Origin of the sequence: Buttiauxella sp. BIGb0552 (genome assembly GCF_004366275.1) — a bacterium.
In the GTDB taxonomy this organism is placed as follows: domain Bacteria; phylum Pseudomonadota; class Gammaproteobacteria; order Enterobacterales; family Enterobacteriaceae; genus Buttiauxella; species Buttiauxella gaviniae.
Map to the genome: position 1 here is coordinate 500,317 of NZ_SODY01000002.1, position 24,058 is coordinate 524,374.

Consider the following 24,058-nt stretch of genomic DNA (forward strand, 5'->3'; position numbering starts at 1 on the left):
GCACATGTTATGTTTCAAAGATTAATAATATTTGTATTGTTAATGTTATCTTTGAGTTTAATTAAAAATAAACTCGTCCGCTTATTAGCCGCAGTGTTGCCAATATTGTGGGTGGCATGGGATGTCACACTGACGTTCTATGCGCGAGGCACCTTTGGCTCCGGGTTTAGCTATGGCTTTGCGATGAGCATTCTGGATAGTGATAGCCACGAAATCAGCGCGATGTTGTGGTTATACCAAAAATACTGTTTAGGTTTTCTGGCGCTGGTCATTTTGTTATTAGGCAGCGTTGCGATGATGCCTGCTGCTGGCAGTAAATGGCTGGCAAAATACCCGTTTTATTTATTAGCCATTTTACTTATCAGTAATATTGTGCAAGCGACTGTCCATCATATTAAGAAAAACAGTCAGGGAAGTATCACCGCGCGTGTCATGAACTATTTACCCATAAGTAATACTAAATATTTTCTTCAGGCATGGAGCGATCAACATTTAATTAAGCAGATCGCAAGCCAGATTCCCGATTACTCCCTGCAAACCCAGGAAACCGGGATTGATACTTATGTGTTGGTTATCGGGGAGTCCGCACGTAGCGAAAACATGAGTATTTATGGTTACCCGCAACCCACCACACCGCAATTAGAAGCTGAACGCAGCCATCTGCTACTGTGGAATCATGCCATTAGCGGAGCACCTATCACCATTACCGCCGTGCCGCTGGCGATCACAGCCGATACCGTGATAAACCATAATATCCAGCACTATTCGGACAATATTATTAATCTGGCTAATCAGGCGGGTTTTGATACATCGTGGTTTAGCAAGCAAGGGATGCTGGGTGACTACAATAACGCGATTACCGGTATCGCGATGAATGCCGCCCATAAACACTGGGTTAAAGATGGCTATGATGATGCGTTATTACCTGACTTGCGCAAGGCATTAAACCATCAAGGTAAACAGCTCATTGTGCTGCATATTTATGGTAGCCATGAACCGGAATGTACACGTTTTCCAGCAACTGACGCACTATTCACGCCGCAAAGCGATGGTATTGATGCCTGTTATGACAACTCAATCCGCTTCACTGATAAGCTACTGGGCAATATTTTCGCGCTGCTGAAAGACAGGCGAGCTTCTGTCGCTTATTTTTCCGATCATGCACTGGAACGCGAACCGATACAAAGCGTGGTTTACCATCATGGTGGGGTAAAACCAAGCCAGCACGCTTTTGAAGTGCCCATGTTTATCTGGTACAGCCCGCAGGTTAATAACCCGGATACCGGAACGGTAGAGGATATTTATTCAACCGCCAATAACGATAAATTAATGCGTCGCTGGATGGGGATTTTACTACCTGGAGATAGGCCTGAAGAAACAGTGCAACACATCGCTAACAGGCTGGCAGGAAAAGCGCCCGTAATGGATACCACCAATCAGATTTATAACTGGAAAGAGCTGGCACATTAATCCGCGTCCATCAGCCGTAAAAAAGCCCCATCAGTTGTGAACTGATGGGGCTTTGATGTTTTGTATCCGTAGTAATGACTTCTCAGCAAGCTTAGTAAAAATCAGCGGATGCGGCTTCAGCCTGAGCCATCCAAACTGGTTTTTCGCTGGTTTTAGACCAGACGCGGTGCAGGTAGCTGTAGAAACGGGCGCGATCTTTCCAGAACAGCATCACTGGCAAAGCCAGAACACCTGCTACAACAACAAAAGTGCGACGCAGGATGACCTGATGCAATGGATAGTCTTTATATAGAGTCATAGGCTTCTCCCTTAAATTGTGACCGGTAGCAAAAACCGGGAAGTTGGAACTTGTTATCTGGCCAAAATAGTATCGCATTGGCTGAAAGTTTACTACTCATCCGACCACTAAAGGACACTTTTTGCCACTAATTTACATTTCCCGGTGTAATAAAGTTACAAAATAGTTAAATAAATACTAACCATTAGTTAATTAATGGCTTTATACCAAATCCCCCCCGCATCTTGAAGGGCGACGGATATATGGCATTTTTATACTTTTTTTACACCCCGCCCTCAGACTTTTACGACATCTTTGCACCGAAACTTTCACACTTATTCCAATTACTTATCAGCCTTAAATAATTCGAGTTGCAGGATAAAAGGCTTAATCCTTTTGAACAGCGCTTGCGCTGGCCCCTACGGGGCGAGGCTCTGCCGAGTAACGCGGCAATCGAGCGAATCGCGATGAACTGACTTAAGGGTGAACGAGAAGAGCCAACACACCTGCAACGCGAAGTATGACGGGCAACTGGGGGTGGACTGTGAGCGCAGGACTAATTGCAGGTGTAGTGCTGGTATTTATGCTGTTGGGATACTTAATTTATGCCCTGATTAATGCGGAGGCGTTCTAATGGCCGCTTCTGCATTCTTATTAATTGCCAGCTTCTTGCTGGTGCTTTTTGCACTGGCAAAACCGCTGGGTAGCGTGCTGGCACGGTTAATTGAAGGAGAACCGCTGCCGGGCGTGGGTCGTGTTGAGTCGGTGATGTGGAAAGTGCTGGGAAGCGAAACGGCTGAAATGAGCTGGAAACGCTATCTTGCCGCGATCCTGGCCTTCAACGTTTTAGGTCTACTACTGCTTTTCCTCATCTTAATGACGCAAGGGAGTTTGCCGCTTAACCCGCTGCAATTGCCTGGCCTTTCCTGGCATCTGGCGTTAAACACCGCTGTTAGTTTTGTCTCCAATACCAACTGGCAATCCTACAGTGGCGAAACCACGCTGAGTTATTTCAGCCAGATGGTTGGCTTGACGGTGCAAAACTTCCTTTCTGCCGCAACGGGTATTGCAGTGGTGTTTGCGCTTATTCGCGCATTTTCCCGCCATAGCGCCACTACGCTGGGTAACGCGTGGGTCGATTTAACTCGCATCACATTTTACATCCTGCTGCCGATTTCACTGTTGATTGCACTGTTCTTTGTTAGCCAGGGAACCTTGCAGAACATCGCCGCATATCAGCCATTCACCTCGCTTGAAGGTGTGCAGCATGTCTTGCCGATGGGGCCGGTGGCTTCGCAAGAAGCGATCAAAATGCTCGGTACCAACGGCGGCGGTTTCTTTAACGCTAACTCCTCTCACCCGTTCGAAAACCCAACGGCGCTGACCAACTTTGTGCAGATGCTGGCGATCTTCCTGATCCCAACCGCTCTGTGTTTTGCGTTTGGTGAAGCAGTGGGCGACAAACGCCAGGGGCGCGCCATTTTGTGGGCGATGGGTATCATTTTTGTTATCTGCGTTGTGGTGGTGATGTGGGCTGAAACACAAGGTAACCCGCATTTCATGCAGCTTGGCGCGGATAGCAATATCAATATGGAAGGTAAAGAGAGCCGCTTTGGCATTCTGGCCAGTAGCCTGTTTTCGGTGATTACCACTGCAGCATCTTGTGGCGCTGTTAATGCAATGCATGACTCCTTCACGGCTTTAGGCGGCATGATCCCAATGTGGCTGATGCAGATTGGTGAAGTGGTGTTTGGCGGCGTCGGCTCCGGGCTATACGGCATGTTGTTGTTTGTCTTGCTGACGGTGTTTATCGCCGGGTTGATGATTGGCCGCACGCCGGAATATCTCGGTAAAAAAATCGACGTTGCGGAGATGAAAATGACTGCGATGGCGATCCTCGTCACCCCGACGTTGGTACTGCTCGGTACCGCCCTTGCGATGATGACTGAGGCTGGTCGAGCCGGGATATTCAACTCTGGCATCCACGGCTTTAGCGAAGTGCTTTACGCCGTCTCATCTGCCGCTAATAACAACGGCAGCGCATTTGCAGGACTTAGCGCCAATACGCCTTTCTGGAACGTGCTTCTGGCTGTGTGCATGTGGTTCGGCCGCTTTGCGGTGATTGTGCCGGTGCTGGCGATTGCCGGAACGCTTGTCACTAAAAAGTCGCAAACCGCAGGCGTCGGTACGCTGCCGACTCACGGCCCGCTATTTATTGGCCTGCTGATTGGTACCGTATTGTTAGTTGGAGCACTGACCTTTATTCCCGCCCTCGCATTAGGCCCGGTTGCGGAACACCTTTCCTTCGTGAATTTGTGATTAAGAGGCTTCCATGAGTCGCAAGCAACAGGCGCTATTTGAACCAGCACTGATTCGTCAGGCGCTAATAGATTCCTTTAAAAAACTTACCCCGCAGGTGCAATGGCGTAACCCGGTGATGTTTATCGTCTGGGTGGGTAGCGTGATGACTACGCTTATGGCCATTGCCATGTTCAGTGGAAAACTTCAGGGCGATGCTCCGTTTACCTTAGCCATCAGCATCTGGCTGTGGTTTACCGTACTGTTCGCAAACTTTGCCGAAGCGCTGGCTGAAGGCCGTAGCAAGGCGCAAGCCAATAGCCTGAAAGGGGTGAAGAAAACCAGTTGGGCGCGCAAATTACGCGCTCCTCACCATGATGCGCAAATGGACCACGTACCCGCCGCAGATCTGCGTAAAGGCGACATTGTGCTGGTTGAAGCGGGCGACATTATCCCTTGTGATGGTGAAGTGCTGGAGGGCGGCGCGTCGGTCGATGAAAGCGCGATTACCGGCGAATCCGCACCGGTTATCCGTGAATCGGGTGGCGACTTTGCCTCGGTGACTGGCGGGACGCGTATCCTTTCCGACTGGCTGGTGATTCAGTGCAGCGTGAATCCGGGTGAAACCTTCCTCGACCGCATGATTGCGATGGTGGAAAGTGCGCAACGCCGTAAAACACCGAACGAAATCGCGCTGACGATTTTACTGGTGGCGCTGACTATCGTCTTTTTACTGGCAACCGCCACGCTGTGGCCCTTCTCGCAATACGGTGGTGTGGCAGTTAGCGTTACAGTGCTGATTGCCCTGCTGGTCTGTTTGATTCCCACCACCATCGGCGGGCTGCTTTCAGCGATTGGTGTTGCCGGGATGAGCCGTATGCTGGGTGCAAACGTGATTGCCACCAGCGGGCGTGCCGTTGAAGCAGCGGGCGATGTCGACGTATTGCTGCTGGATAAAACCGGCACGATCACACTGGGCAACCGTCAGGCTTCTGATTTCCTGCCTGCACCCGGTATTGATGAAAAAACTCTGGCCGACGCGGCACAACTTTCGTCTCTTGCTGATGAAACTCCAGAAGGCCGCAGCATTGTGGTGCTAGCAAAACAACGCTTTAATCTACGCGAACGCGACGTGCAAAACCTGCATGCCACCTTTGTGCCGTTTACCGCGCAAACCCGCATGAGTGGCATCAATATTCAGGACCGCATGATTCGCAAAGGTTCGGTGGATGCTATTCGTCGCCACGTTGAGGCGAACGGCGGACACTTCCCGCCGCAGGTCGACACTCTGGTAGAAGGTGTTGCCCGCACTGGCGGAACACCGCTGGTGGTGGCAGAAGGTGCCAATGTGCTCGGTGTTATCGCCCTGAAGGATATCGTGAAAGGCGGTATTAAGGAGCGCTTTGCACAACTGCGCCAGATGGGGATTAAAACGGTGATGATCACCGGGGATAACCGTCTGACGGCGGCAGCGATTGCTGCCGAAGCGGGTGTTGATGATTTTCTCGCGGAAGCAACACCAGAAGCCAAGCTGGCGCTAATTCGCCAGTATCAGGCGGAAGGCCGTTTAGTGGCAATGACCGGTGATGGCACCAATGATGCCCCGGCGCTGGCGCAGGCGGATGTGGCGGTGGCCATGAACTCCGGCACGCAAGCGGCAAAAGAAGCGGGAAACATGGTGGATTTGGATTCTAACCCTACCAAGTTGATTGAAGTGGTGCACATCGGTAAACAGATGCTGATGACCCGTGGCTCGCTGACCACCTTCAGTATTGCCAACGACGTAGCGAAATACTTCGCGATTATCCCTGCCGCGTTTGCCGCGACTTACCCGCAGCTTAATGCGCTAAACGTGATGCACCTGCACTCCCCTGCGTCGGCGATTTTAAGTGCGGTAATTTTTAACGCGTTAATCATCATCTTTTTGATTCCACTGGCGTTACGCGGCGTGAGCTACAAACCGCTCAGTGCCGCAGCGATGTTACGCCGCAATCTGTGGATTTATGGCCTCGGCGGATTAATTGTGCCGTTTATTGGTATCAAAGCTATCGACTTGCTGCTAACCGTTTGCGGCCTGGTTTAAGAGGAAAAACAAATGTCTACCTTACGTCCCGCTATACTGTTACTGATTTTGCTCACCCTGATTACAGGGGGGCTGTACCCACTAATGACAACGCTGCTAGCCCAGTGGTGGTTCCCGGCGCAAGCCAATGGTTCATTGATTATTGATACCACGGTGGTACGTGGCTCGAAGTTGATTGGGCAAAACTTCACCGAGGCGAAGTATTTACAAGGCCGCCCTTCTGCTACGGCTGAAACGCCCTATAATCCCATGGCTTCAGGCGGTAGCAACCTGGCGGGAAGTAACCCAGAGCTGGATAAGGTGGTCGCGACACGTATTGCGGCGTTACGCGCGGCAAATCCGCAGGCTAATCCAGCGGTTCCCGTTGAACTGGTGACCGCATCAGCCAGCGGCCTGGACGGGCAAATTTCCCCGCAAGCGGCAGCCTGGCAAATCCCGCGTATCGCTAAAGCACGCAATCTGCCGGTTGAACAAATCCAACGGTTGATAGCCGAAAATACCACTCAGCCTTTGGTCGGTTTTCTCGGTAAACCGGTGGTGAATGTGTTGTTGGTTAACGTGGCGTTGGATGCTTTGCAGGCACCGTAAGCGACATCTACCCAAGTCAGGTTCAAAGGAGTTGTTATGACACAGGAACCGCAGCGCCCCGATCCGGATAAGCTGCTAGAGCAGGTTAGCCGCCCAATACGCGGGAAGCTGAAAATATTTTTCGGTGCCTGTGCGGGTGTAGGGAAAACCTATGCCATGCTCCAGGAGGCGCAGCGCCTGCGCGCACAAGGGCTAGGTATTCTGATTGGCGTGGTGGAAACTCACGGGCGTAAAGAGACGGCTGCGTTGCTTGACGGGCTGGATCTGCTGCCCGCCAAGCGCACGCACCATCGTGGACGCTGGGTTCATGAGTTCGACCTCGACGCTGCACTGGCGCGTAACCCGGCCCTGATTCTGATGGACGAACTGGCGCACAGCAATGCGCCAGGTTCTCGTCACCCTAAGCGTTGGCAGGATGTGGAAGAGTTGCTGGACGCCGGTATTGATGTGTTCACCACCGTCAACGTGCAGCATCTTGAAAGCCTCAACGACATTGTCGGCGGCGTGACTGGTATTCAGGTGCGCGAAACGGTTCCCGACCCCATCTTCGATGCGGCCGATGAAATCGTGCTGGTCGATTTGCCGCCTGATGATTTACGCCAGCGCCTGCACGAAGGCAAAGTTTATATCGCAGGCCAGGCTGAACGCGCCATTGAACACTTCTTCCGTAAAGGGAATTTGATTGCGCTGCGTGAACTGGCACTGCGCCGCACCGCCGATCGCGTTGACGACCAAATGCGGGCCTGGCGTGATAATCAGGGTGAAGAGAAAGTCTGGCACACGCGTGATGCCATTTTGTTGTGTATCGGCCACAGTTCTGGCAATGAGAAACTGGTTCGTACCGCCGCACGCCTGGCAGCAAAACTAGGTAGCATCTGGCATGCTGTGTATGTCGAAACGCCACAGCTTCACCGTTTACCTGAACATCAACGTCGCGCTATTTTAGCTTCGCTTCGACTCGCTCAAGAGTTGGGGGCAGAGACCACCACACTTGCCGACCCGGCAGAAGATAAAGCGATTTTGCGTTACGCGCGCGAGCATAACCTCGGCAAAATTATTATCGGCAGGCGCACCACGCGTCGCTTCTGGAGCAGGGAATCCTTTGCCGACCGTTTAGCCCGCCGTGCCCCAGACCTCGATTTAGTGATCGTCGCCCTCGACGATAAACCTACGTCAGCATCACCATCGGCCCTGGACTCGCGCAGCTTTGCGGAAAAATGGCGCGTACAATTACGCGGCTGCGGGGTGGCGATTGCTTTGTGTGCCATCACAACGTTTATTGCCAATCAGTGGCTGATGGACTTCGATGCCGCCAACCTGGTGATGCTCTATTTGCTAGGTGTCGTTATCGTCGCGCTATTCTACGGGCGTTGGCCTTCGGTGCTGGCAACTGTGATTAGCGTTCTTAGTTTTGATCTCTTTTTTATTGCCCCCCACGGCACGCTGGCGGTTTCTGATATTCAGTACCTGCTAACGTTTGCCGTGATGCTAACGGTCGGCCTCGTTATCGGTAATCTCACCGCAGGTGTGCGTTATCAGGCACGAATTGCCCGTTATCGCGAACAGCGCACTCGTCATCTTTATGAGATGTCGAAAGCCCTCGCCGCAGAACGTACTCCGCAAGATATTGCTGCCACCAGCGAGCTATTTATCAATAACAGTTTCAATGCCCGTACACAGTTGTTGCTGCCCAACGAAAATGGCCAATTAGAGCGGGTAAATGCCAGGGGCGAACCTCAAAACTGGGACGAAGCTATCGCGCGTTGGAGCTTTGATAAAGGCCAACCAGCCGGTGCCGGGACAGATACACTGCCCGGCGTGCCGTATCAAATTCTGCCGCTAAAAACGCCGGAAAAAACTCTCGGCCTGTTGATTGTCGAACCCAGTAATTTGCGCCAGTTAATGATCCCCGAGCAGCAACGGTTACTGGAGACCTTCACGTTACTGGCGGCGACTGCACTGGAGCGATTGTTACTGACCGCCAGCGAAGAACAAGCCCGGCTTTCCAGTGAGCGAGAACAAGTGCGCAACTCGTTGCTTGCAGCACTTTCACACGACTTGCGCACACCACTGACAGTGCTGTTTGGTCAGGCAGAAATTCTGACGTTAGATCTAGCCTCTGAAGGTTCGAAACACGCTCCGCAAGCAAACGATATTCGCCAGCACGTCCTCAATACCACGCGCCTGGTGAACAACTTACTGGATATGGCGCGTATTCAGTCCGGCGGGTTTAATCTGCGCAAAGAGTGGTTAACGCTGGAAGAAGTGGTGGGCAGCGCGCTGAAGATGCTGGAGCCGGGTTTGGGTGGGCGGCATATTGCGTTGGATTTGCCTGACCCGCTGATGCTGATTCATGTCGACGGCCCGTTGTTTGAACGTGTGCTGATAAACTTGCTGGAAAATGCGGCGAAGTACACAGGCTTTCAGGCAAACATAGGCATCCGCGCGCACCCATTGGCTGATAAACTCGATCTTGAAGTCTGGGATAGTGGTCCTGGCATTCCGGTTGGGCAAGAACAGAAGATTTTTGATAAATTTTCCCGAGGCAAAAAAGAGTCAGCCATCCCTGGAGTCGGATTGGGGCTGGCAATTTGCCGGGCGATTGTCGAAGTTCACAATGGGAAAATTGCTGCAGCCAATCGACCAGAAGGTGGCGCCAGTTTTCATGTTATTTTACCTCTGCCCCCACCACCTGAGCTGGCTGAGATGAACGAGGTTATGTGATATCAGTTCTGATTGTTGAAGACGAAAAAGAGATCCGTCGTTTTCTGCGTACCGCGCTGGAAGCTGAATCGCTGCGCGTACATGAAGCAGAAACATTGCAACGTGGTTTGCTGGAAGCCGCCACGCGTAAACCCGATATAGTGATTCTCGATCTCGGTTTGCCCGATGGCGATGGTATTGATTTTATCCGCGATTTTCGCCAGTGGAGCCAGACCCCGATTGTGGTGCTTTCTGCCCGTAGCGATGAGCAAGTGAAGATTGACGCGCTGGATGCCGGCGCCGATGACTATCTCAGCAAACCCTTTGGTATTGGTGAGCTGCAAGCGCGACTGCGTGTAGTCTTACGTCGCCATGCAAGCCTTGCGCAACCCGATCCGGTTTATCAGTTTTCAAATATCAGCGTTGATCTCGCGAACCGCCGCATTACCCGCGATGGCACGGAAATCCACCTCACACCGATCGAATTTCGCCTGCTTGCCACCCTTATCAATAACCATGGAAAAGTTCTGACACAACGCCAGTTGCTAAACCAGGTCTGGGGGCCAAACGCCGTGGAGCACAGCCATTATTTGCGGATTTATATGGGGCATTTACGTCAGAAGTTGGAAAACGACCCGGCTCGACCCACTCATCTGCTTACCGAAACCGGAATTGGCTACCGTTTTATGCTTTGAATCTGAATTTCGTAGGTCGGATTAGCGTAGCGACATCCGACACAACAGACGTAAAAAAGGCGCCTTCCGGCGCCTTTTCAGATTCACATCTTACTTCGCGTTTTTCAGCACTTCGCTGACAATCTCTACCGCTTCTTTCTCAATTTGCAGGCGATGCTCTGCACCTAAGAAACTTTCACAATAGATTTTGTACGCATCTTCCGTACCGGAAGGACGTGCAGCAAACCAACCGTTTTCGGTCATGACTTTCAGACCGCCGATGGAGGCGCCGTTACCCGGAGCCGCAGTTAAGCGTGCGGTGATTGGATCACCCGCCAGGGTACTTGCGCTAACCATTTCCGGGGAAAGTTTAGACAGTGCCGCTTTCTGCGCAGAAGTGGCAGAGGCTTGCAGACGGTTATAGCTTGGCGCACCGAAGCGAGCAGCCAGTTCGTCGTAATGCTGCTGCGGGTTCTTACCGGTAACGGCAGTGATTTCTGCCGCCAGCAGGCACATGATGATGCCGTCTTTATCGGTAGACCACGGTGTGCCGTCGAAACGCAGGAACGATGCCCCAGCACTCTCTTCGCCACCAAAACCAAAGCTGCCATCGAACAGACCATCGACAAACCATTTGAAACCAACTGGTACTTCTACCAGTTTACGCCCCAAATCGTTCACTACACGGTCAATCATTGCAGAAGAAACCAGTGTTTTACCCACGGCAACATCTTTGCCCCACTGTGGGCGATGCTGGAACAGGTAGTTAATCGCAACAGCCAGGTAATGGTTCGGGTTCATCAGGCCAGCTGGCGTGACGATACCGTGGCGGTCGTAATCCGGGTCATTGGCGAAAGCCAGGTCGAATTTGTCGCGCAGCGCTAACAGGCCTCCCATCGCACATTCGGACGAGCAATCCATACGGATCGCACCATCTTTGTCGAGGTGCATAAAGCGGAAGGTTTGATCAACGTGATCGTTAACAATCGTCAGATCCAGGTTGTAGTGCTTCGCGATACGCTGCCAGTATTCGATACCGGAACCACCGAGTGGATCAACACCCAGTTTCAGGCCCGCTTTCTGGATGGCGGCCATATCAACGATATCCACCAGCCCTTCGATAAACGGCTGCACCAGATCTTGCTCTTGGACGTGACCACTTTTCCACGCCTGATCAAGAGAGATACGTTTCACGTCTTTCAGATCTGTGGCCAGCAATGCATTAGCGCGATCTTCTACGACTTTGGTGACGTTGGTATCAGCCGGGCCACCGTTAGGTGGATTGTATTTGATACCGCCGTCATCCGGTGGGTTGTGCGAAGGCGTAATAACGATGCCATCAGCCTGTGCGCCACCCTTTTTGTTATGCGTCAGAATGGCGTGAGAGATAGCTGGCGTTGGCGTGTAGCCGTTCGCCTGCTGCACAATAACCTCCACACCGTTCGCAGCCAGCACTTCAAGTACGGAGATAAACGCAGGTTCAGACAGCGCGTGAGTATCTTTACCCACATAGCACGGCCCGGTAATGCCATTTTTTGCACGATCTTCTGCAATCGCCTGAGCAATTGCGAGAATGTGAGGCTCGTTAAAGTTTTGACGTGCCGCACTACCACGGTGACCGGATGTTCCGAACGTCACCGCATGTTCGCTATTCCCCACTTCGGGCTTCAGTACATAATACTGAGCCGTCAGTTGGGCTACGTTAATCAAATCGCTCTGTTGTGCCGGTTGTCCTGCACGAGGGTGGTTAGCCATTGGCCTTTCCTTCTGACACGAGGTGTTAAATTGTGCCGCAAACCTTTTCAATCAATTCCGCCGGGAACTGCATTGATTGCATGATGTGTTCGACCATGCTGCATTTACGGCCAGTATTGGTGTTAGTAATAACCCAGTATGGCGTTCCTGGAACATGCTTAGGTTTGGTCTGGTTTCCATTTTGCAGCAACGTCTGTTCATTACCTGCAAAATAGACACGTGTACGACCATGCAGCGATTCAGTCGCTTCACCAAAAGCTTGAGCATCAAGTGTATACAGAGTTGAAAGCACCATCATGAAACGGTTAACCGCTTTCTTTTGCTCCGCATATTCATCGGACAGCAATAATTCACGAACCGCACGAACGCGATCGCGTGCTTTATTTACGGGTTTGGCTTCCGGAGCAGGTGCAGCAGTTGCGCCTGTCTGGCCGGTAATTGCAGGTGTAGCTGGGGTTTGGCCGGCGGTAAATTTCAACATGCGCCGTAAAATATCGGACGCGCTTTCACCAATGTGCTGCGTGTGGCTGGCAATATAGCGATAGAGCTCGTCATCAACTTCAATTGTTTTCATCTTAATCCAGTGCGATATCTTTTCTGAATGCAAGTAATTGGGATTATAAGGACAAATCCCAACCTCGGGTAGCGCCAAGCTTTTGTCACACCACAAAGTCAGACTAAACTGGAAATTTGCGGCAGTGCGGCAGGATGCCGTTATGATACCCTAACCACACGAAGTAAAAAAAAAGAACTTTGCCATGAAATTGAATGCTCGCCTGCAAACTGCGCAACAATCGACTAGTAATTCCCCCATCGTTCTTATTCACGGTCTTTTTGGTAGCCTTGATAACCTGGGCGTGCTGGCCCGTGACCTTGGGCAGGATCATACGTTGCTGCAAATCGATCTGCGCAACCACGGTTTATCACCACAAAGCTCTGAGATGAACTACCCTGCTATGGCGCAGGATGTCGTCGAAACGCTCGATGAATATGACTTTGAGAAAGCCATTATTATTGGCCATTCAATGGGTGGCAAAGTGGCGATGGCTTTGACGGCGATTGCCCCAGAGCGTATCGACAAATTAGTACTGATTGATATTGCACCGGTGGATTATCAGGTGCGCCGCCACGATGAAATTTTCACTGCAATAAATGCCGTCAGCGCCGCTTGCGTTAAAACACGGCAGCAGGCCGCGACCGTGATGCGCGAGTATCTTGATGAAGAAGGTGTTATTCAGTTCTTGCTAAAATCCTTTGCCGATGGCGAATGGAAATTCAACGTGCCGGTGCTATGGGAGCAATATGAGAATATTGTCGGCTGGGAAAACATTCCTGCATGGAATGAACCCTCGCTATTTATTCGCGGCGGCGCATCTCCTTATGTTAATGAATCGCATCGTAGCCAGTTGCTTTCACAGTTCCCTCAGGCGCGTGCTCATGTGGTTGCAGGTGCCGGACACTGGGTTCACGCAGAAAAACCTGATGCTGTTTTGCGCGCAATCCATCGTTTTATCGACACAACAGCGGCAAACTGATTAAAAACAAACCGACTGGCCGCAAGATGTGGCTAACGCGTTGGCGCGCAAGCCATGCTGATGTATGATTGCGCGCTAAATTGCGCCAGAGCACCCCGCTCCGTGCCACCTGAATTCCCTGTCAGTAGTCTAATCATGGCAAAAGAACAAACGGACCGTACTACATTAGATCTGTTCGCGGACGAGCGTCGCCCGGGGCGACCAAAAACCAATCCGCTAACGCGTGATGAGCAATTGCGTATCAACAAACGCAACCAACTCAAGCGCGATAAAGTACGCGGCCTGAAGCGAGTGGAGCTAAAGCTCAATAACGATGCGGTAGATGCTCTCAATCAGCTGGCTGAAGCGCGCAATATCAGTCGTAGTGAATTGATTGAAGAGATACTTCTCGAACAACTGAAGCAACATCTCAGTTAGTTTTAGTGCTATGTCCTGGTATGCGATTTTGCAGTCTGTGCACACCGGGGCGATAGCAGTTTCCGCACCACGAAGTGTTCTGCTATGATTGCCCTATCTGTGGCCAAATAGCAGCCACCATACCATTAAGTATCAAGAGGTTATTTTACTCATGGCAATCGTAGGCATTTTTTTCGGCAGCGACACTGGTAACACCGAAAATATCGCGAAAATGATTCAAAAACAGCTCGGTAAAGATGTTGCTGAGGTGCATGACATTGCTAAGAGCAGCAAAGAAGACCTGGAAGGCTTCGACATTCTGCTTCTCGGCATTCCAACCTGGTACTACGGCGAAGCCCAGTGTGATTGGGACGATTTCTTCCCAACTCTGGAAGAAGTTGATTTCAATGGCAAACTGGTAGCGTTGTTTGGTTGCGGTGACCAGGAAGACTACGCAGAATACTTCTGTGACGCATTAGGCACTATCCGCGACATCATTGAGCCGCGCGGTGCAGCTATCGTCGGTCACTGGCCGACTGCGGGTTACCATTTCGAAGCATCTAAAGGTCTTGCAGACGATGACCACTTTGTTGGCCTGGCGATTGACGAAGACCGTCAACCAGAACTGACTGCTGAACGCGTTCAGAAATGGGTTAAACAAGTTTCTGATGAGCTCAACCTGGCTGATATCATCAACGCCTGATTCTAAACCCAGGCTACTTTAAGATGCAGGCTGGCAATAAACCTGCATATTCAAGGGCGATGGGCATCAATGCGGCGAGACTATTGGGTTTCGCCACATTGATAGTTATTTCCGATTAAAATAATTGCTACAAATTTTTAACTTTTCAGCTTGTCCCTGTACAATGAACTCCTGACAAATAGCTATCAAGGCCATCAAATCGCGACTCAACCGCAATTTTTTAACTTGGTTATGCATAATACTTGCGGTTCCCATTTAGAAGGGGCAGTTCTATAATGAGACGCATTCATCTTAACGCTCACCCTGACTCCGAGCGAATCGTTAAGCAACAGGACAATTTCCGCATGACTGACAATAATACCGCATTAAAGAAGGCCGGCCTGAAAGTCACGCTTCCTCGATTAAAAATCCTTGAAGTGCTGCAGGGGCCGGTGAACCACCACGTCAGTGCGGAAGACTTATATAAACGTCTGATTGATATGGGCGAAGAGATTGGTCTCGCCACCGTTTATCGTGTACTAAACCAGTTTGATGATGCAGGCATTGTGACGCGCCATAACTTCGAAGGCGGCAAATCCGTATTCGAACTGACACAGCAGCATCACCATGACCACCTGATTTGCCTGGACTGCGGCAAAGTAATTGAATTCAGCGATGATTCAATCGAAGCCCGTCAGCGTGAAATCGCATCACGTCATGGTATTCGTCTGACTAACCACAGCCTGTACCTTTATGGTCATTGTGCTGAAGGTGATTGCCGTACCGACGAAAACGCACACGAAATCAGCGAAAAGTAATCTGCACCTCCGGCACCCAGAGTTGGGTGTCAGGCAATAAAAAAACCGGTGAGGAAGCTCATCGGTTTTTTTATTGCCTGAATACAGCGATTACTTATTGTTGGCGCGGATCTCTTGCCAGATTTTATCGCATTTTGCTTTCACGGCCTGGTCATTACCGGTACGTGTTGCCTGAATGCAGTTCTGGTAATCCAGGGTACGAACCGTTTCTTTCTTCGCAAACTCCTGGTGTTCCTTATCCTGAGCCAACACATTCAATACGCTTTGGCAGGCCTGAATTTTATCCGGATTGCCTTCTGCGGTGTTAATACAGGCGCTATACGCTTGTTTTAGTTTTGTGTCTTCCGGAGCCGTTTTAGGTTGTTGCTGCGCACACGCACTTAAACCTAACGCCATCACCACAGTCAGAACGATTTTTTTCATGTTTGATATCCTTAAGAAAACCGGGCGTTTTCACGCCCGGATTCGAATCAGAAGATGGTGAACGGTGCGATGACGATGAATTTCACGTCGCGCTCATCCTGGAAGATGTTGCCGTAACCACCGCCCCAGCTTGGGATGTCTGAATGGTTGTCGTACTGAGTGAAGTGCAGTTTGAACAGCGTGCCTTTCGCACGACCATCCTGAACGGTGTACAACGCATCAAGGCTGTACGCAGATTCTTTCAGGCGATTATCAGCATCGTAGTAACCGTCAGTGGTTGGTTTAGAGCTTGGTTTAGCATCCCATGCGTACACATAAGAAGCACCCACTGCCCAACCTGCCAGGTTCCAATTGCTCAGGTCATACATCGCGCCTGCAAATACTGCTTTTTCACCGTTGGCATTGAAGTCAGAGCGGTTATCCCACCACACATCAAGACGACCGTTTGAAGATGCATAAGTTGGGGTCATACGCTGCAGGAAGTAACCTTGCTGGCCATCGGCCTTAACAATAGTTCCTTCAAGACGCAAATCAACCTGGCCAACTCTGTATCCGAGAGTCAATGCCTGCAACCATGCAGTGCCGTCGTACAGATCGTTAACGCTGCCATCTGAAACTTTGTCACGCGTACCGTAGAACTGGTAGCTGGTTGTTAACGGGCTGCCCGCGATATCAAACTTATAGCTTGCTTTGGTGAAGTACTGATCAACGTAGCCTTCAGCCTGCCCAAATGCCGCTTCGAGAATGAAATCATTTTTGAAGTCATACTTCGCGCCAAGAGAGTGTAAATATTCAACTTTGGTTTTTTTGTCGTTCTGATAGAACTTGTCCATTTCCAGGTGCCATGGAGCTTTGTACTCGTTGGTCCACATGTAGGAGAAGCTCAGCGCACCAGAATCGCCGTAATCAAAGTTTGCACCGGCTTCAGCGCCCTGGTAAGTACCAGGCATGAAGCTCCAGTGTGGTGCGAGCAAGGTTTGCCCGGTTGGCTGAATGTAACCGCCACGTGCCCAAACCGGGCCGTATTTGAATTTAGCTGCGGCTTTATAGAGGCTAATACCGCTCTTATCACCTGAGTAATCTTCGTCGTAAGCTTTGTTTACAGAGGAGAATGCGATTTCGTTCGGGTGACCGCTGTTACCATTTTCTGCCATTTCGATAGCAGTAAAGGCCGCAATATCCAGACCGAACATGTCAGCGGCGAAACCAGACTGGAAGTCCAGGTTGGCGTTCCAGGTGGAATGCGCAAGGTTAGTTTCATATTTATCAGTCGTAACATCTTTACGGTCACGCTCACGCTGCCAGTAATAAACACCACCGGTCAGAGTCGAGTCATCAACAAAGCCTGCTGCGCTTGCCTGAGGGATGACTACAAGTCCTGAAAGAGCCGTGACACCTGCAATTGCAAGCGCCAGTGCACTACGTTTGCCACTAAACGTACGCATATATTATTCCTCTTTGACGTATCAATAATCGCCGGACGTTAAAAGACGCCTTATGGCGAAAAAAAGTAAAAATGCCTAACGGCTAAAGCGGTTATGAATATTTGCCCGCATTACTGCTGCCCTTAAGACTATTTTTCGCGACGCGAATTATCAATGACTTTGTAAGAGTTCATTCCGATATTATGACAGAGAGCACATAATTTATGAGCATTTGTAACAAATAACGACACAAGAGTTTTATCTTGATAATTACTATTTATAAAATACAAAACTCTATATGAGAGCGCTCACATAATTAAAATAAGAATTTTTAATGTTCCGAGGTTGACCATAAAAAGTAGAGAGGAAGAAGTGTAAATAACATTAATTCGCAACGCGAATGTGAAGATATATTTAAGCAAATGATTATAAAGCGAAAAAAAACGCCGCAATTTGCGGCGTTTTTGTCAGATATTGACCTAGTAAAAAGGGACTATTCGCCCATTTTCGCCCAAGTATCACGCAAGCCAACGGTACGGTTAAATACCAGTTTTTCGGCAGTTGCATAACGGCTGTCCAGGCAAAAATAACCTTCGCGCTCGAACTGATACGCTTTGCCTTTTTCGGCATTTTGCAGACTTGGTTCGACGAAGCCTTGTTTGATAACCAGTGATTCCGGGTTAATCGTTGCAAGGAAATCTTCTGCAGCCCCTGGGTTTGCAACACTGAAAAGGCGGTCATAAAGGCGAATCTCAACAGGCAATGCATGTTCTGCACTCACCCAATGAATCACACCTTTAACTTTACGGCCATCAGCTGGGTCTTTGCTTAATGTGTCCGGATCGTAGGAGCAATGCAGCGTGGTGATATTCCCTGCATCATCTTTCTCAACGCGATCGGCTTTAATCACATATGCATTACGCAGGCGTACTTCTTTGCCCAACACCAGACGCTTATATTGCTTGTTGGCTTCTTCACGGAAGTCAGCACGATCGATATAGATCTCACGGCTAAACGGCACCTGACGGCTACCCATCTCTGGTTTGTTAGGATGGTTAGGCATCGTTACCATTTCAACTTCACCCTGAGGGAAGTTTTCGATGATAACTTTAACCGGGTCGAGAACAGCCATAGCGCGTGGTGCGTTCTCATTCAGGTCATCACGAATACAAGATTCCAGAGATGCCATTTCAACGGTGTTGTCTTGCTTAGTCACACCAATGCGCTTACAGAACTCGCGAATAGAAGCGGCGGTATAACCACGACGACGCAGACCAGAGATGGTCGGCATACGTGGGTCATCCCAACCCTCTACAACCTTCTCAGTCACCAGCAGGTTAAGCTTACGCTTAGACATGATGGCGTACTCGAGATTCAGGCGAGAGAACTCGTACTGACGCGGATGCGCAGGAATTGTGATGTTATCCAACACCCAGTCGTACAAACGACGGTTGTCCTGGAATTCCAGCGTACAAAGCGAGTGTGTAATGCCTTCCAGCGCATCGGAAATGCAGTGGGTGAAGTCGTACATTGGGTAGATGCACCACTTATTACCAGTCTGGTGGTGTTCGGCAAATTTAATACGATAAATCACCGGATCACGCATCACGATAAATGGCGAAGCCATATCGATTTTCGCACGCAGGCACGCAGTCCCTTCAGCGAACTCACCGTTACGCATCTTCTCGAACAGCGCGAGGTTCTCTTCAACCGTACGGTCGCGATATGGGCTGTTTTTCCCAGGCGAAGTCAATGAGCCGCGATATTCACGAATCTGCTCCGGAGTCAGTTCGTCAACATACGCCAGACCTTTATTGATCAGCTCAACCGCATAGTTGAACAACTGATCGAAATAATCTGAAGAATAACGCACGTTGCCAGACCAATGAAAACCAAGCCATTCAACGTCGTGCTTAATTGAGTCTACGAATTCGATGTCTTCTTTTACTGGGTTGGTGTCATCGAAACGCAGGTTGCACTGGCCTTGATAATCTTGCGCGATACCAAAGTTCAGGCAGATGGATTTTGCATGACCGATATGCAGATAACCATTTGGCTCTGGCGGAAAACGGGTGCAAATACTGTCGTGCTTACCATTGGCCAAATCTTCATCAATAATCTGGCGAATAAAGTTAGTTGGGCGGGCTTCTGCCTCACTCATCGCGGGTTCCTCTGTGCAAAAACTTTAGTTATCGACACATGATCTTATAAGCAAGCGTCGGAAACAACCTTTAGTTGCATAAATAAGGGTATCGGGGAGGACGGACGGGAGGGCATAAAAAAGCGGCTGGAGAAAAGACTCTCCAGCCGCTAAAGGCACAATCTTACCCTTCATACTTCAAGTTGCATCTTTGTTGGCTACGTTCACTCACCCGACAAATCTGCCAGGAGCAGATTTGAACGCTGTGAGTAGCACCCCGAAGGGGTGAGGCCCACGGATGGGCCGAGTAATCAACTTAGTACACTAAGCTCATCGGGACTCGTTCTCTTGCCGCCGCGATGCAACTCGCATTATTTTGGGCACATAACTCAGGAGCGATTATTTGCCTTTAATTTCGTACAGAGGTGTTTGCCCCGCAACAACAGAACCTTGTGCCTGGAGTACCAGACCACTGTAGTCGTCGATGTTGCTACAAACTACTGGGCTAATCATGGAGCGGGCATTAGCATTCAGGAAATCAAGATCCATTTCCAGAATCGGCTGGCCAGCAACCACTTCAGCACCCTCTTCTACCAAACGAGTAAAGCCCTGGCCGTTCAGTGCAACAGTATCAATGCCCATATGGACAACGATTTCTGCACCTTTCTCGGTTTCCAGGCAGAACGCATGGTTGGTATTAAAGATTTTTACGATAGTACCGGCAGCTGGAGCGACAACTGTTTTTCCAGTTGGCTTAACAGCAACACCATCACCAACAGCTTTGCTGGCGAAGGCTTCATCAGGAACCTGATCCAGCGCAACCACATCACCTGTCACTGGTGAAACCAGAGCAGCGATGGTTACAGCATTTGGAACTGCTTGTGGTTTAGCAGCAGCCACTGGCGCCGCGGCAGCTGTACTCACAGGAGCAGCAGCAACTTCACCTACAGTCTTCATAGAGTTGGCGATTTTCTCAGCTACAAAGCCAACAATAATTTGCACGCTGGTTTTGTTCAGACGGATAACACCGGTTGCACCCAGACGTTTCGCCAACGCTTCATTAACCAATGAAGAGTCTTTCACGTTCAGACGCAGACGAGTGATACATGCATCAATACCAGTCAGGTTAGCTGAACCACCTACCGCTGCGATGTACTGACGAGCCAACTCATTAACATCTTGATTGGTATTGCCGCTGACATTCACGTCCTGACCATCAGTTTCATCACCTGCAACAGCCAGTTCACGACCTGGAGTCAACAGATTGAATTTGAGGATAGTGAAACGGAACACAACGTAGTAAATCACGAAGAACACGATGCCTTGCGGAATCAGCATGTACCAATGTGTCGCCAGTGGGTTACGGGTAGAAAGCACCATATCCACCAGACCAGCACTGAAGCCGAAACCAGCAATCCAATGCATGCTTGCTGCGATAAATACAGAGATACCGGTCAGCACTGCGTGAATCAGATACAGAACTGGAGCCACGAACATGAAGGAGAATTCTAACGGTTCGGTGATACCAGTAAAGAAGGCAGCAAACGCACCCGCCATCATGATACCCAATACTTTGGCTTTATTTTCAGGACGCGCGCAGTGGTAAATTGCCAATGCAGCACCTGGAAGGCCAAACATCATGATTGGGAAGAAGCCAGCCTGATAGCGACCAGTAATACCAACGATACCAGTACCTTCAGCGATAGATTTAGCACCGCCAAGGAATTTAGGAATATCGTTAATACCTGCAACATCAAACCAGAACACGGAGTTCAAAGCGTGATGCAGGCCAACTGGAATCAGAAGACGGTTAAAGAACGCATAAACACCTGCGCCAATTGAACCCATTTTCTGGATGTGCTCACCAAAGTTCACCAGGCCGCTGAAAACGATTGGCCAGATAAACATCATGATGAAGGCAACAGCAATCATCACAAATGAGGTAAGAATTGGAACCAGGCGACGACCGCTGAAGAAGGACAACGCTTTCGGCAACTCGACGCTGCTGAAACGGTTGTACAACTCTGCGGAGATAATCCCCACCATGATGCCCACAAATTGGTTTTCAATTTTAGTGAACGCCAATGGAACCTGATCCAACGGAATGTGTTTGATCATGGAAACAGCGGCTGGCGAACAGAGAGTCGTCAAAACCAGGAAACCGACAAAACCGGTTAGTGCAGCAGCACCATCTTTATCTTTGGACATACCGTAAGCCACACCAATGGCAAACAGCACTCCCATGTGGTCAATGATTGCAGCACCAGATTTGATGAACAACGCAGCTAATGCGCTATCACCACCCCAGCTAACCGGGTCAATCCAGTAACCAACACCCATTAAAATGGCTGCGGCTGGTAGCGTGGCTACCGGCACCATCAGCGCACGGCCAACCTTTTGCATATAACCTAGAATACTCACGTTAATTCCCCCTATGAGACCCCGTTAAGGCTCGTTCAAAGCAGTTTTATTATTGTGTAACAAACCTTGAAAGCATGACGAAGATTCGCCAACTTTCAGAGTGTGTGAAAAATTAATTCGTATCGCAAATTAAACACCCTTTTTTTGTGATTAAAATCACCAAATATTGTTATTCCACTCCCCTTTGGCTAGCTATCGACTAAAACTTATTTTATCATCCGAAAAATCAAGACGGATTGATCCCGTAATAACTGGTTCTAAACTGGTTTACCCTTAGAGGGTTCGGATAACAATCTGGCTAAAGCTACTTTCTATTAACTTATGAGGTGAATGATGAGACTGATTCCCCTGGCTACCCCAGCTCAAGTTGGCAAATGGGCAGCACGCCATATCGTTAAGCGTATCAATGCGTTTAATCCGACAGCAGATCGTCCTTTCGTGCTCGGCCTGCCAACCGGTGGTACTCCACTTGAAGCATATAAAGCGCTGGTAGAGATGCACAAAGCGGGCCAGGTTAGCTTTAAAAACGTCGTCACCTTTAATATGGATGAGTACGTTGGTCTGCCAAAAGAGCATCCAGAAAGCTATCATACGTTCATGCACCGCAATTTCTTTGATCATGTTGATATTCCAGCGGAAAATATCAACCTGCTGAATGGCAATGCTGATGATGTTGACGCAGAGTGCCGTCGTTATGAAGAAAAAATTCGTTCATACGGTAAAATTCACCTGTTTATGGGTGGCGTGGGCAACGATGGTCACATCGCGTTCAACGAACCGGCTTCTTCTCTGGCTTCACGTACTCGTATCAAAACGCTGACTCATGACACCCGTGTTGCAAACTCCCGTTTCTTTGATGGCGATGTTACTCAGGTTCCAAAATTTGCGCTGACTGTGGGCGTGGGCACTCTGCTTGATGCAGAAGAAGTGATGATTTTGGTAATTGGTCATCTGAAAGCGCAAGCTCTGCAAGCAGCAGTGGAAGGCAACGTGAATCACATGTGGACTATTAGCTGTCTGCAACTGCACCCTAAAGCAGTCGTCGTGTGTGATGAGCCATCCACCATGGAACTCAAAGTTAAGACGCTGAAGTACTTCAACGAATTAGAAGCAGAAAACATCAAAGATCTTTAAATACTAACTTATACCCTAAATAATTCGAGTTGCAGCCAACATCCCTGCAACTTGAAGTATGAAGGGTATAACCGGGGGTACCTATGTTTGCATTAACTCACGGTCGAATTTATACCGGCCATGAAATTCTTGATGATCACGCGGTTATTATCGCGAACGGCCTGATTGAACGCGTTTGCCCGCGCTCAGATCTCCCTGCGGGTATTGAGACTCGCGATGTGGGCGGTGCAATCATCGCCCCCGGTTTTATTGATGTGCAGCTTAATGGTTGTGGTGGCGTTCAGTTCAACGATTCCGCAGATGCGGTTACCGTTGAAACGCTGGAAATCATGCAGAAAGCCAACGAGCGTTCTGGCTGTACCAGCTACTTACCGACACTGATCACCAGCAGCGATGAGCTGATGAAGCAAGGCGTGAAAGTGATGCGCGAATACCTGGCGAAATATCAGCACCAGGCTCTCGGTCTGCATCTTGAAGGCCCATGGTTAAACATGGTGAAAAAAGGAACGCACAATCCAAGCTTCGTACGTAAACCTGATGCAGAACTAGTTGATTTCCTGTGCCAAAACGCAGATGTGATCACTAAAGTCACTTTGGCACCAGAAATGGTTGGGCCTGAGGTGATTAGTAAACTGGTTGCTTCCGGCATTATCGTTTCAGCCGGGCATTCCAATGCCACTGTAAAAGAAGCTAAAGTCGGCTTCCGTGCAGGCATCACCTTCGCAACCCACCTTTTCAACGCAATGCCGTATATTACTGGCCGCGAACCGGGTCTTGCTGGGGCAATTTTTGATGAGCCAGATGTTTACTGCGGTATCATTGCCGATGGTTTACATGTGGACTATGCCAATATTCGTACTGCGAAAAAGGTCAAGGGCGATAAGCTGTGCCTGGTGACTGATGCAACTGCTCCGGCAGGCGCAAATATCGATGAGTTCATTTTCGCAGGAAAAACAATATACTACCGTGATGGTTTATGCGTAGATGAGAACGGTACGCTGAGCGGTTCAGCCCTGACGATGATTGAAGGGGTGTGTAACCTGGTTGAGCATGCGGGCATCGCATTAGACGAAGTCTTACGTATGGCCACCCTCTACCCTGCCCGTGCAATGGGTGTAGAGCAGCAATTAGGTACTATTGAAGCAGGGAAAGTCGCCAACCTGACGACCTTTACCCGCGATTTTAAAATCACCAAGACCTTTGTTAATGGTAACGAGGTCGTAACTGAGTAATTAAG

General features: G+C 49.7%; 20 protein-coding genes. 13 read left to right on the forward strand and 7 right to left on the reverse strand.

Features of this window, described 5'->3' with window-relative positions; genetic code table 11:
* Positions 1-51: 51 nt before the first annotated feature.
* A complete protein-coding gene (locus EDF88_RS07105; RefSeq protein ID WP_166671954.1) occupies positions 52-1,470 on the forward strand; it encodes a phosphoethanolamine transferase in 1,419 nt (472 codons plus the stop codon).
* Between the two features lie 91 nt (positions 1,471-1,561).
* Here the strand turns inward: EDF88_RS07105 and EDF88_RS07110 are convergent, their stop codons facing one another.
* Complete coding sequence (locus EDF88_RS07110; protein WP_034456665.1) at positions 1,562-1,768, reverse strand: YbfA family protein; 207 nt, start codon at positions 1,766-1,768, stop codon at positions 1,562-1,564.
* A 523-nt stretch (positions 1,769-2,291) separates the two neighbouring features.
* Between EDF88_RS07110 and kdpF the strand changes: the two genes are divergently transcribed.
* Genes kdpF through kdpE form a run of 6 tightly spaced genes read left to right on the forward strand, consistent with a single transcriptional unit; the run spans position 2,292 to position 10,114 of the window.
* Positions 2,292-2,381, forward strand: a complete 90-nt coding sequence (gene kdpF, locus EDF88_RS07115) for a K(+)-transporting ATPase subunit F (protein WP_081908377.1) — start codon at positions 2,292-2,294, stop codon at positions 2,379-2,381.
* Positions 2,381-4,066 (forward strand): potassium-transporting ATPase subunit KdpA, encoded by a 1,686-nt coding sequence (gene kdpA, locus EDF88_RS07120; RefSeq protein ID WP_134183737.1) that lies wholly within the window; start codon positions 2,381-2,383, stop codon positions 4,064-4,066. The genes kdpF and kdpA overlap by 1 nt, the downstream gene beginning before the upstream one ends.
* A gap of 13 nt (positions 4,067-4,079) precedes the next feature.
* Positions 4,080-6,128 carry a potassium-transporting ATPase subunit KdpB gene (kdpB, locus tag EDF88_RS07125; RefSeq protein ID WP_134183739.1) on the forward strand — a complete coding sequence of 683 codons (2,049 nt, stop codon included), beginning with the start codon at positions 4,080-4,082 and terminating at the stop codon, positions 6,126-6,128.
* A gap of 12 nt (positions 6,129-6,140) precedes the next feature.
* Entirely contained in the window at positions 6,141-6,716 is a 576-nt protein-coding gene (gene kdpC / locus EDF88_RS07130) for a potassium-transporting ATPase subunit KdpC (protein WP_134183741.1), read from the forward strand.
* A gap of 36 nt (positions 6,717-6,752) precedes the next feature.
* A complete protein-coding gene (gene kdpD, locus EDF88_RS07135) occupies positions 6,753-9,440 on the forward strand; it encodes a two-component system sensor histidine kinase KdpD (protein WP_134183743.1) in 2,688 nt (895 codons plus the stop codon).
* Positions 9,437-10,114 (forward strand): two-component system response regulator KdpE, encoded by a 678-nt coding sequence (gene kdpE / locus EDF88_RS07140; protein WP_134183745.1) that lies wholly within the window; start codon positions 9,437-9,439, stop codon positions 10,112-10,114. Before kdpD ends, kdpE begins: the two co-directional genes overlap by 4 nt.
* A gap of 90 nt (positions 10,115-10,204) precedes the next feature.
* Here kdpE and pgm read toward each other — a convergent pair whose 3' ends face one another.
* A complete protein-coding gene (gene pgm / locus EDF88_RS07145; protein ID WP_134183747.1) occupies positions 10,205-11,848 on the reverse strand; it encodes a phosphoglucomutase (alpha-D-glucose-1,6-bisphosphate-dependent) in 1,644 nt (547 codons plus the stop codon).
* 25 nt (positions 11,849-11,873) lie between these two features.
* On the reverse strand, positions 11,874-12,422 hold the full coding sequence (gene seqA, locus EDF88_RS07150; protein ID WP_134183749.1) for a replication initiation negative regulator SeqA: 549 nt from the start codon (positions 12,420-12,422) through the stop codon (positions 11,874-11,876).
* Positions 12,423-12,606: 184 nt separating this feature from the next.
* Here seqA and ybfF point away from each other — a divergent pair, with 184 nt between their 5' ends.
* From ybfF to fur, 4 genes are all read left to right on the forward strand, one after another.
* On the forward strand, positions 12,607-13,383 hold the full coding sequence (gene ybfF, locus EDF88_RS07155; RefSeq protein WP_134183751.1) for an esterase: 777 nt from the start codon (positions 12,607-12,609) through the stop codon (positions 13,381-13,383).
* A 135-nt stretch (positions 13,384-13,518) separates the two neighbouring features.
* Complete coding sequence (gene ybfE, locus EDF88_RS07160) at positions 13,519-13,800, forward strand: LexA regulated protein (RefSeq protein ID WP_064517087.1); 282 nt, start codon at positions 13,519-13,521, stop codon at positions 13,798-13,800.
* A 151-nt stretch (positions 13,801-13,951) separates the two neighbouring features.
* Positions 13,952-14,482 carry a flavodoxin FldA gene (fldA, locus tag EDF88_RS07165; protein WP_064517084.1) on the forward strand — a complete coding sequence of 177 codons (531 nt, stop codon included), beginning with the start codon at positions 13,952-13,954 and terminating at the stop codon, positions 14,480-14,482.
* Between the two features lie 344 nt (positions 14,483-14,826).
* The gene (gene fur / locus EDF88_RS07170) at positions 14,827-15,279 is read left to right on the forward strand and encodes a ferric iron uptake transcriptional regulator (RefSeq protein WP_034456677.1); all 453 of its coding nucleotides are present in this window, start codon (positions 14,827-14,829) and stop codon (positions 15,277-15,279) included.
* A gap of 90 nt (positions 15,280-15,369) precedes the next feature.
* Here fur and chiQ read toward each other — a convergent pair whose 3' ends face one another.
* The 4 genes from chiQ to nagE all read right to left on the reverse strand — a co-directional run bounded on the left by chiQ (position 15,370) and on the right by nagE (position 21,687).
* The gene (gene chiQ / locus EDF88_RS07175; protein WP_134183753.1) at positions 15,370-15,702 is read right to left on the reverse strand and encodes a ChiQ/YbfN family lipoprotein; all 333 of its coding nucleotides are present in this window, start codon (positions 15,700-15,702) and stop codon (positions 15,370-15,372) included.
* Between the two features lie 47 nt (positions 15,703-15,749).
* On the reverse strand, positions 15,750-17,147 hold the full coding sequence (gene chiP, locus EDF88_RS07180) for a chitoporin (protein ID WP_134183755.1): 1,398 nt from the start codon (positions 17,145-17,147) through the stop codon (positions 15,750-15,752).
* 472 nt (positions 17,148-17,619) lie between these two features.
* The gene (glnS, locus tag EDF88_RS07185) at positions 17,620-19,287 is read right to left on the reverse strand and encodes a glutamine--tRNA ligase (protein WP_134183758.1); all 1,668 of its coding nucleotides are present in this window, start codon (positions 19,285-19,287) and stop codon (positions 17,620-17,622) included.
* 378 nt (positions 19,288-19,665) lie between these two features.
* Complete coding sequence (nagE, locus tag EDF88_RS07190) at positions 19,666-21,687, reverse strand: N-acetylglucosamine-specific PTS transporter subunit IIBC (RefSeq protein ID WP_074392049.1); 2,022 nt, start codon at positions 21,685-21,687, stop codon at positions 19,666-19,668.
* A 333-nt stretch (positions 21,688-22,020) separates the two neighbouring features.
* Here nagE and nagB point away from each other — a divergent pair, with 333 nt between their 5' ends.
* Both nagB and nagA read left to right on the forward strand, forming a co-directional pair.
* Positions 22,021-22,821: a glucosamine-6-phosphate deaminase gene (gene nagB, locus EDF88_RS07195; protein ID WP_064517071.1), complete on the forward strand. Its 801-nt coding sequence runs from the start codon at positions 22,021-22,023 to the stop codon at positions 22,819-22,821.
* A gap of 83 nt (positions 22,822-22,904) precedes the next feature.
* Complete coding sequence (gene nagA, locus EDF88_RS07200) at positions 22,905-24,053, forward strand: N-acetylglucosamine-6-phosphate deacetylase (RefSeq protein WP_134183760.1); 1,149 nt, start codon at positions 22,905-22,907, stop codon at positions 24,051-24,053.
* Positions 24,054-24,058 lie beyond the last annotated feature (5 nt).

What these genes read in the sequence shown, in the direction of transcription:
- kdpC (WP_134183741.1), top strand. Translation starts at nt 6,141, where the DNA reads ATGTCTACCTTACGTCCCGCTATACTGTTACTGATTTTGCTCACCCTG.
- kdpA (WP_134183737.1), top strand. Translation starts at nt 2,381, where the DNA reads ATGGCCGCTTCTGCATTCTTATTAATTGCCAGCTTCTTGCTGGTGCTT.
- EDF88_RS07110 (WP_034456665.1), bottom strand. Translation starts at nt 1,768, where the DNA reads ATGACTCTATATAAAGACTATCCATTGCATCAGGTCATCCTGCGTCGC.
- kdpB (WP_134183739.1), top strand. Translation starts at nt 4,080, where the DNA reads ATGAGTCGCAAGCAACAGGCGCTATTTGAACCAGCACTGATTCGTCAG.
- chiQ (WP_134183753.1), bottom strand. Translation starts at nt 15,702, where the DNA reads ATGAAAAAAATCGTTCTGACTGTGGTGATGGCGTTAGGTTTAAGTGCG.
- ybfF (WP_134183751.1), top strand. Translation starts at nt 12,607, where the DNA reads ATGAAATTGAATGCTCGCCTGCAAACTGCGCAACAATCGACTAGTAAT.
- fur (WP_034456677.1), top strand. Translation starts at nt 14,827, where the DNA reads ATGACTGACAATAATACCGCATTAAAGAAGGCCGGCCTGAAAGTCACG.
- ybfE (WP_064517087.1), top strand. Translation starts at nt 13,519, where the DNA reads ATGGCAAAAGAACAAACGGACCGTACTACATTAGATCTGTTCGCGGAC.
- glnS (WP_134183758.1), bottom strand. Translation starts at nt 19,287, where the DNA reads ATGAGTGAGGCAGAAGCCCGCCCAACTAACTTTATTCGCCAGATTATT.
- fldA (WP_064517084.1), top strand. Translation starts at nt 13,952, where the DNA reads ATGGCAATCGTAGGCATTTTTTTCGGCAGCGACACTGGTAACACCGAA.
- chiP (WP_134183755.1), bottom strand. Translation starts at nt 17,147, where the DNA reads ATGCGTACGTTTAGTGGCAAACGTAGTGCACTGGCGCTTGCAATTGCA.
- seqA (WP_134183749.1), bottom strand. Translation starts at nt 12,422, where the DNA reads ATGAAAACAATTGAAGTTGATGACGAGCTCTATCGCTATATTGCCAGC.
- kdpD (WP_134183743.1), top strand. Translation starts at nt 6,753, where the DNA reads ATGACACAGGAACCGCAGCGCCCCGATCCGGATAAGCTGCTAGAGCAG.
- nagB (WP_064517071.1), top strand. Translation starts at nt 22,021, where the DNA reads ATGAGACTGATTCCCCTGGCTACCCCAGCTCAAGTTGGCAAATGGGCA.
- pgm (WP_134183747.1), bottom strand. Translation starts at nt 11,848, where the DNA reads ATGGCTAACCACCCTCGTGCAGGACAACCGGCACAACAGAGCGATTTG.
- nagA (WP_134183760.1), top strand. Translation starts at nt 22,905, where the DNA reads ATGTTTGCATTAACTCACGGTCGAATTTATACCGGCCATGAAATTCTT.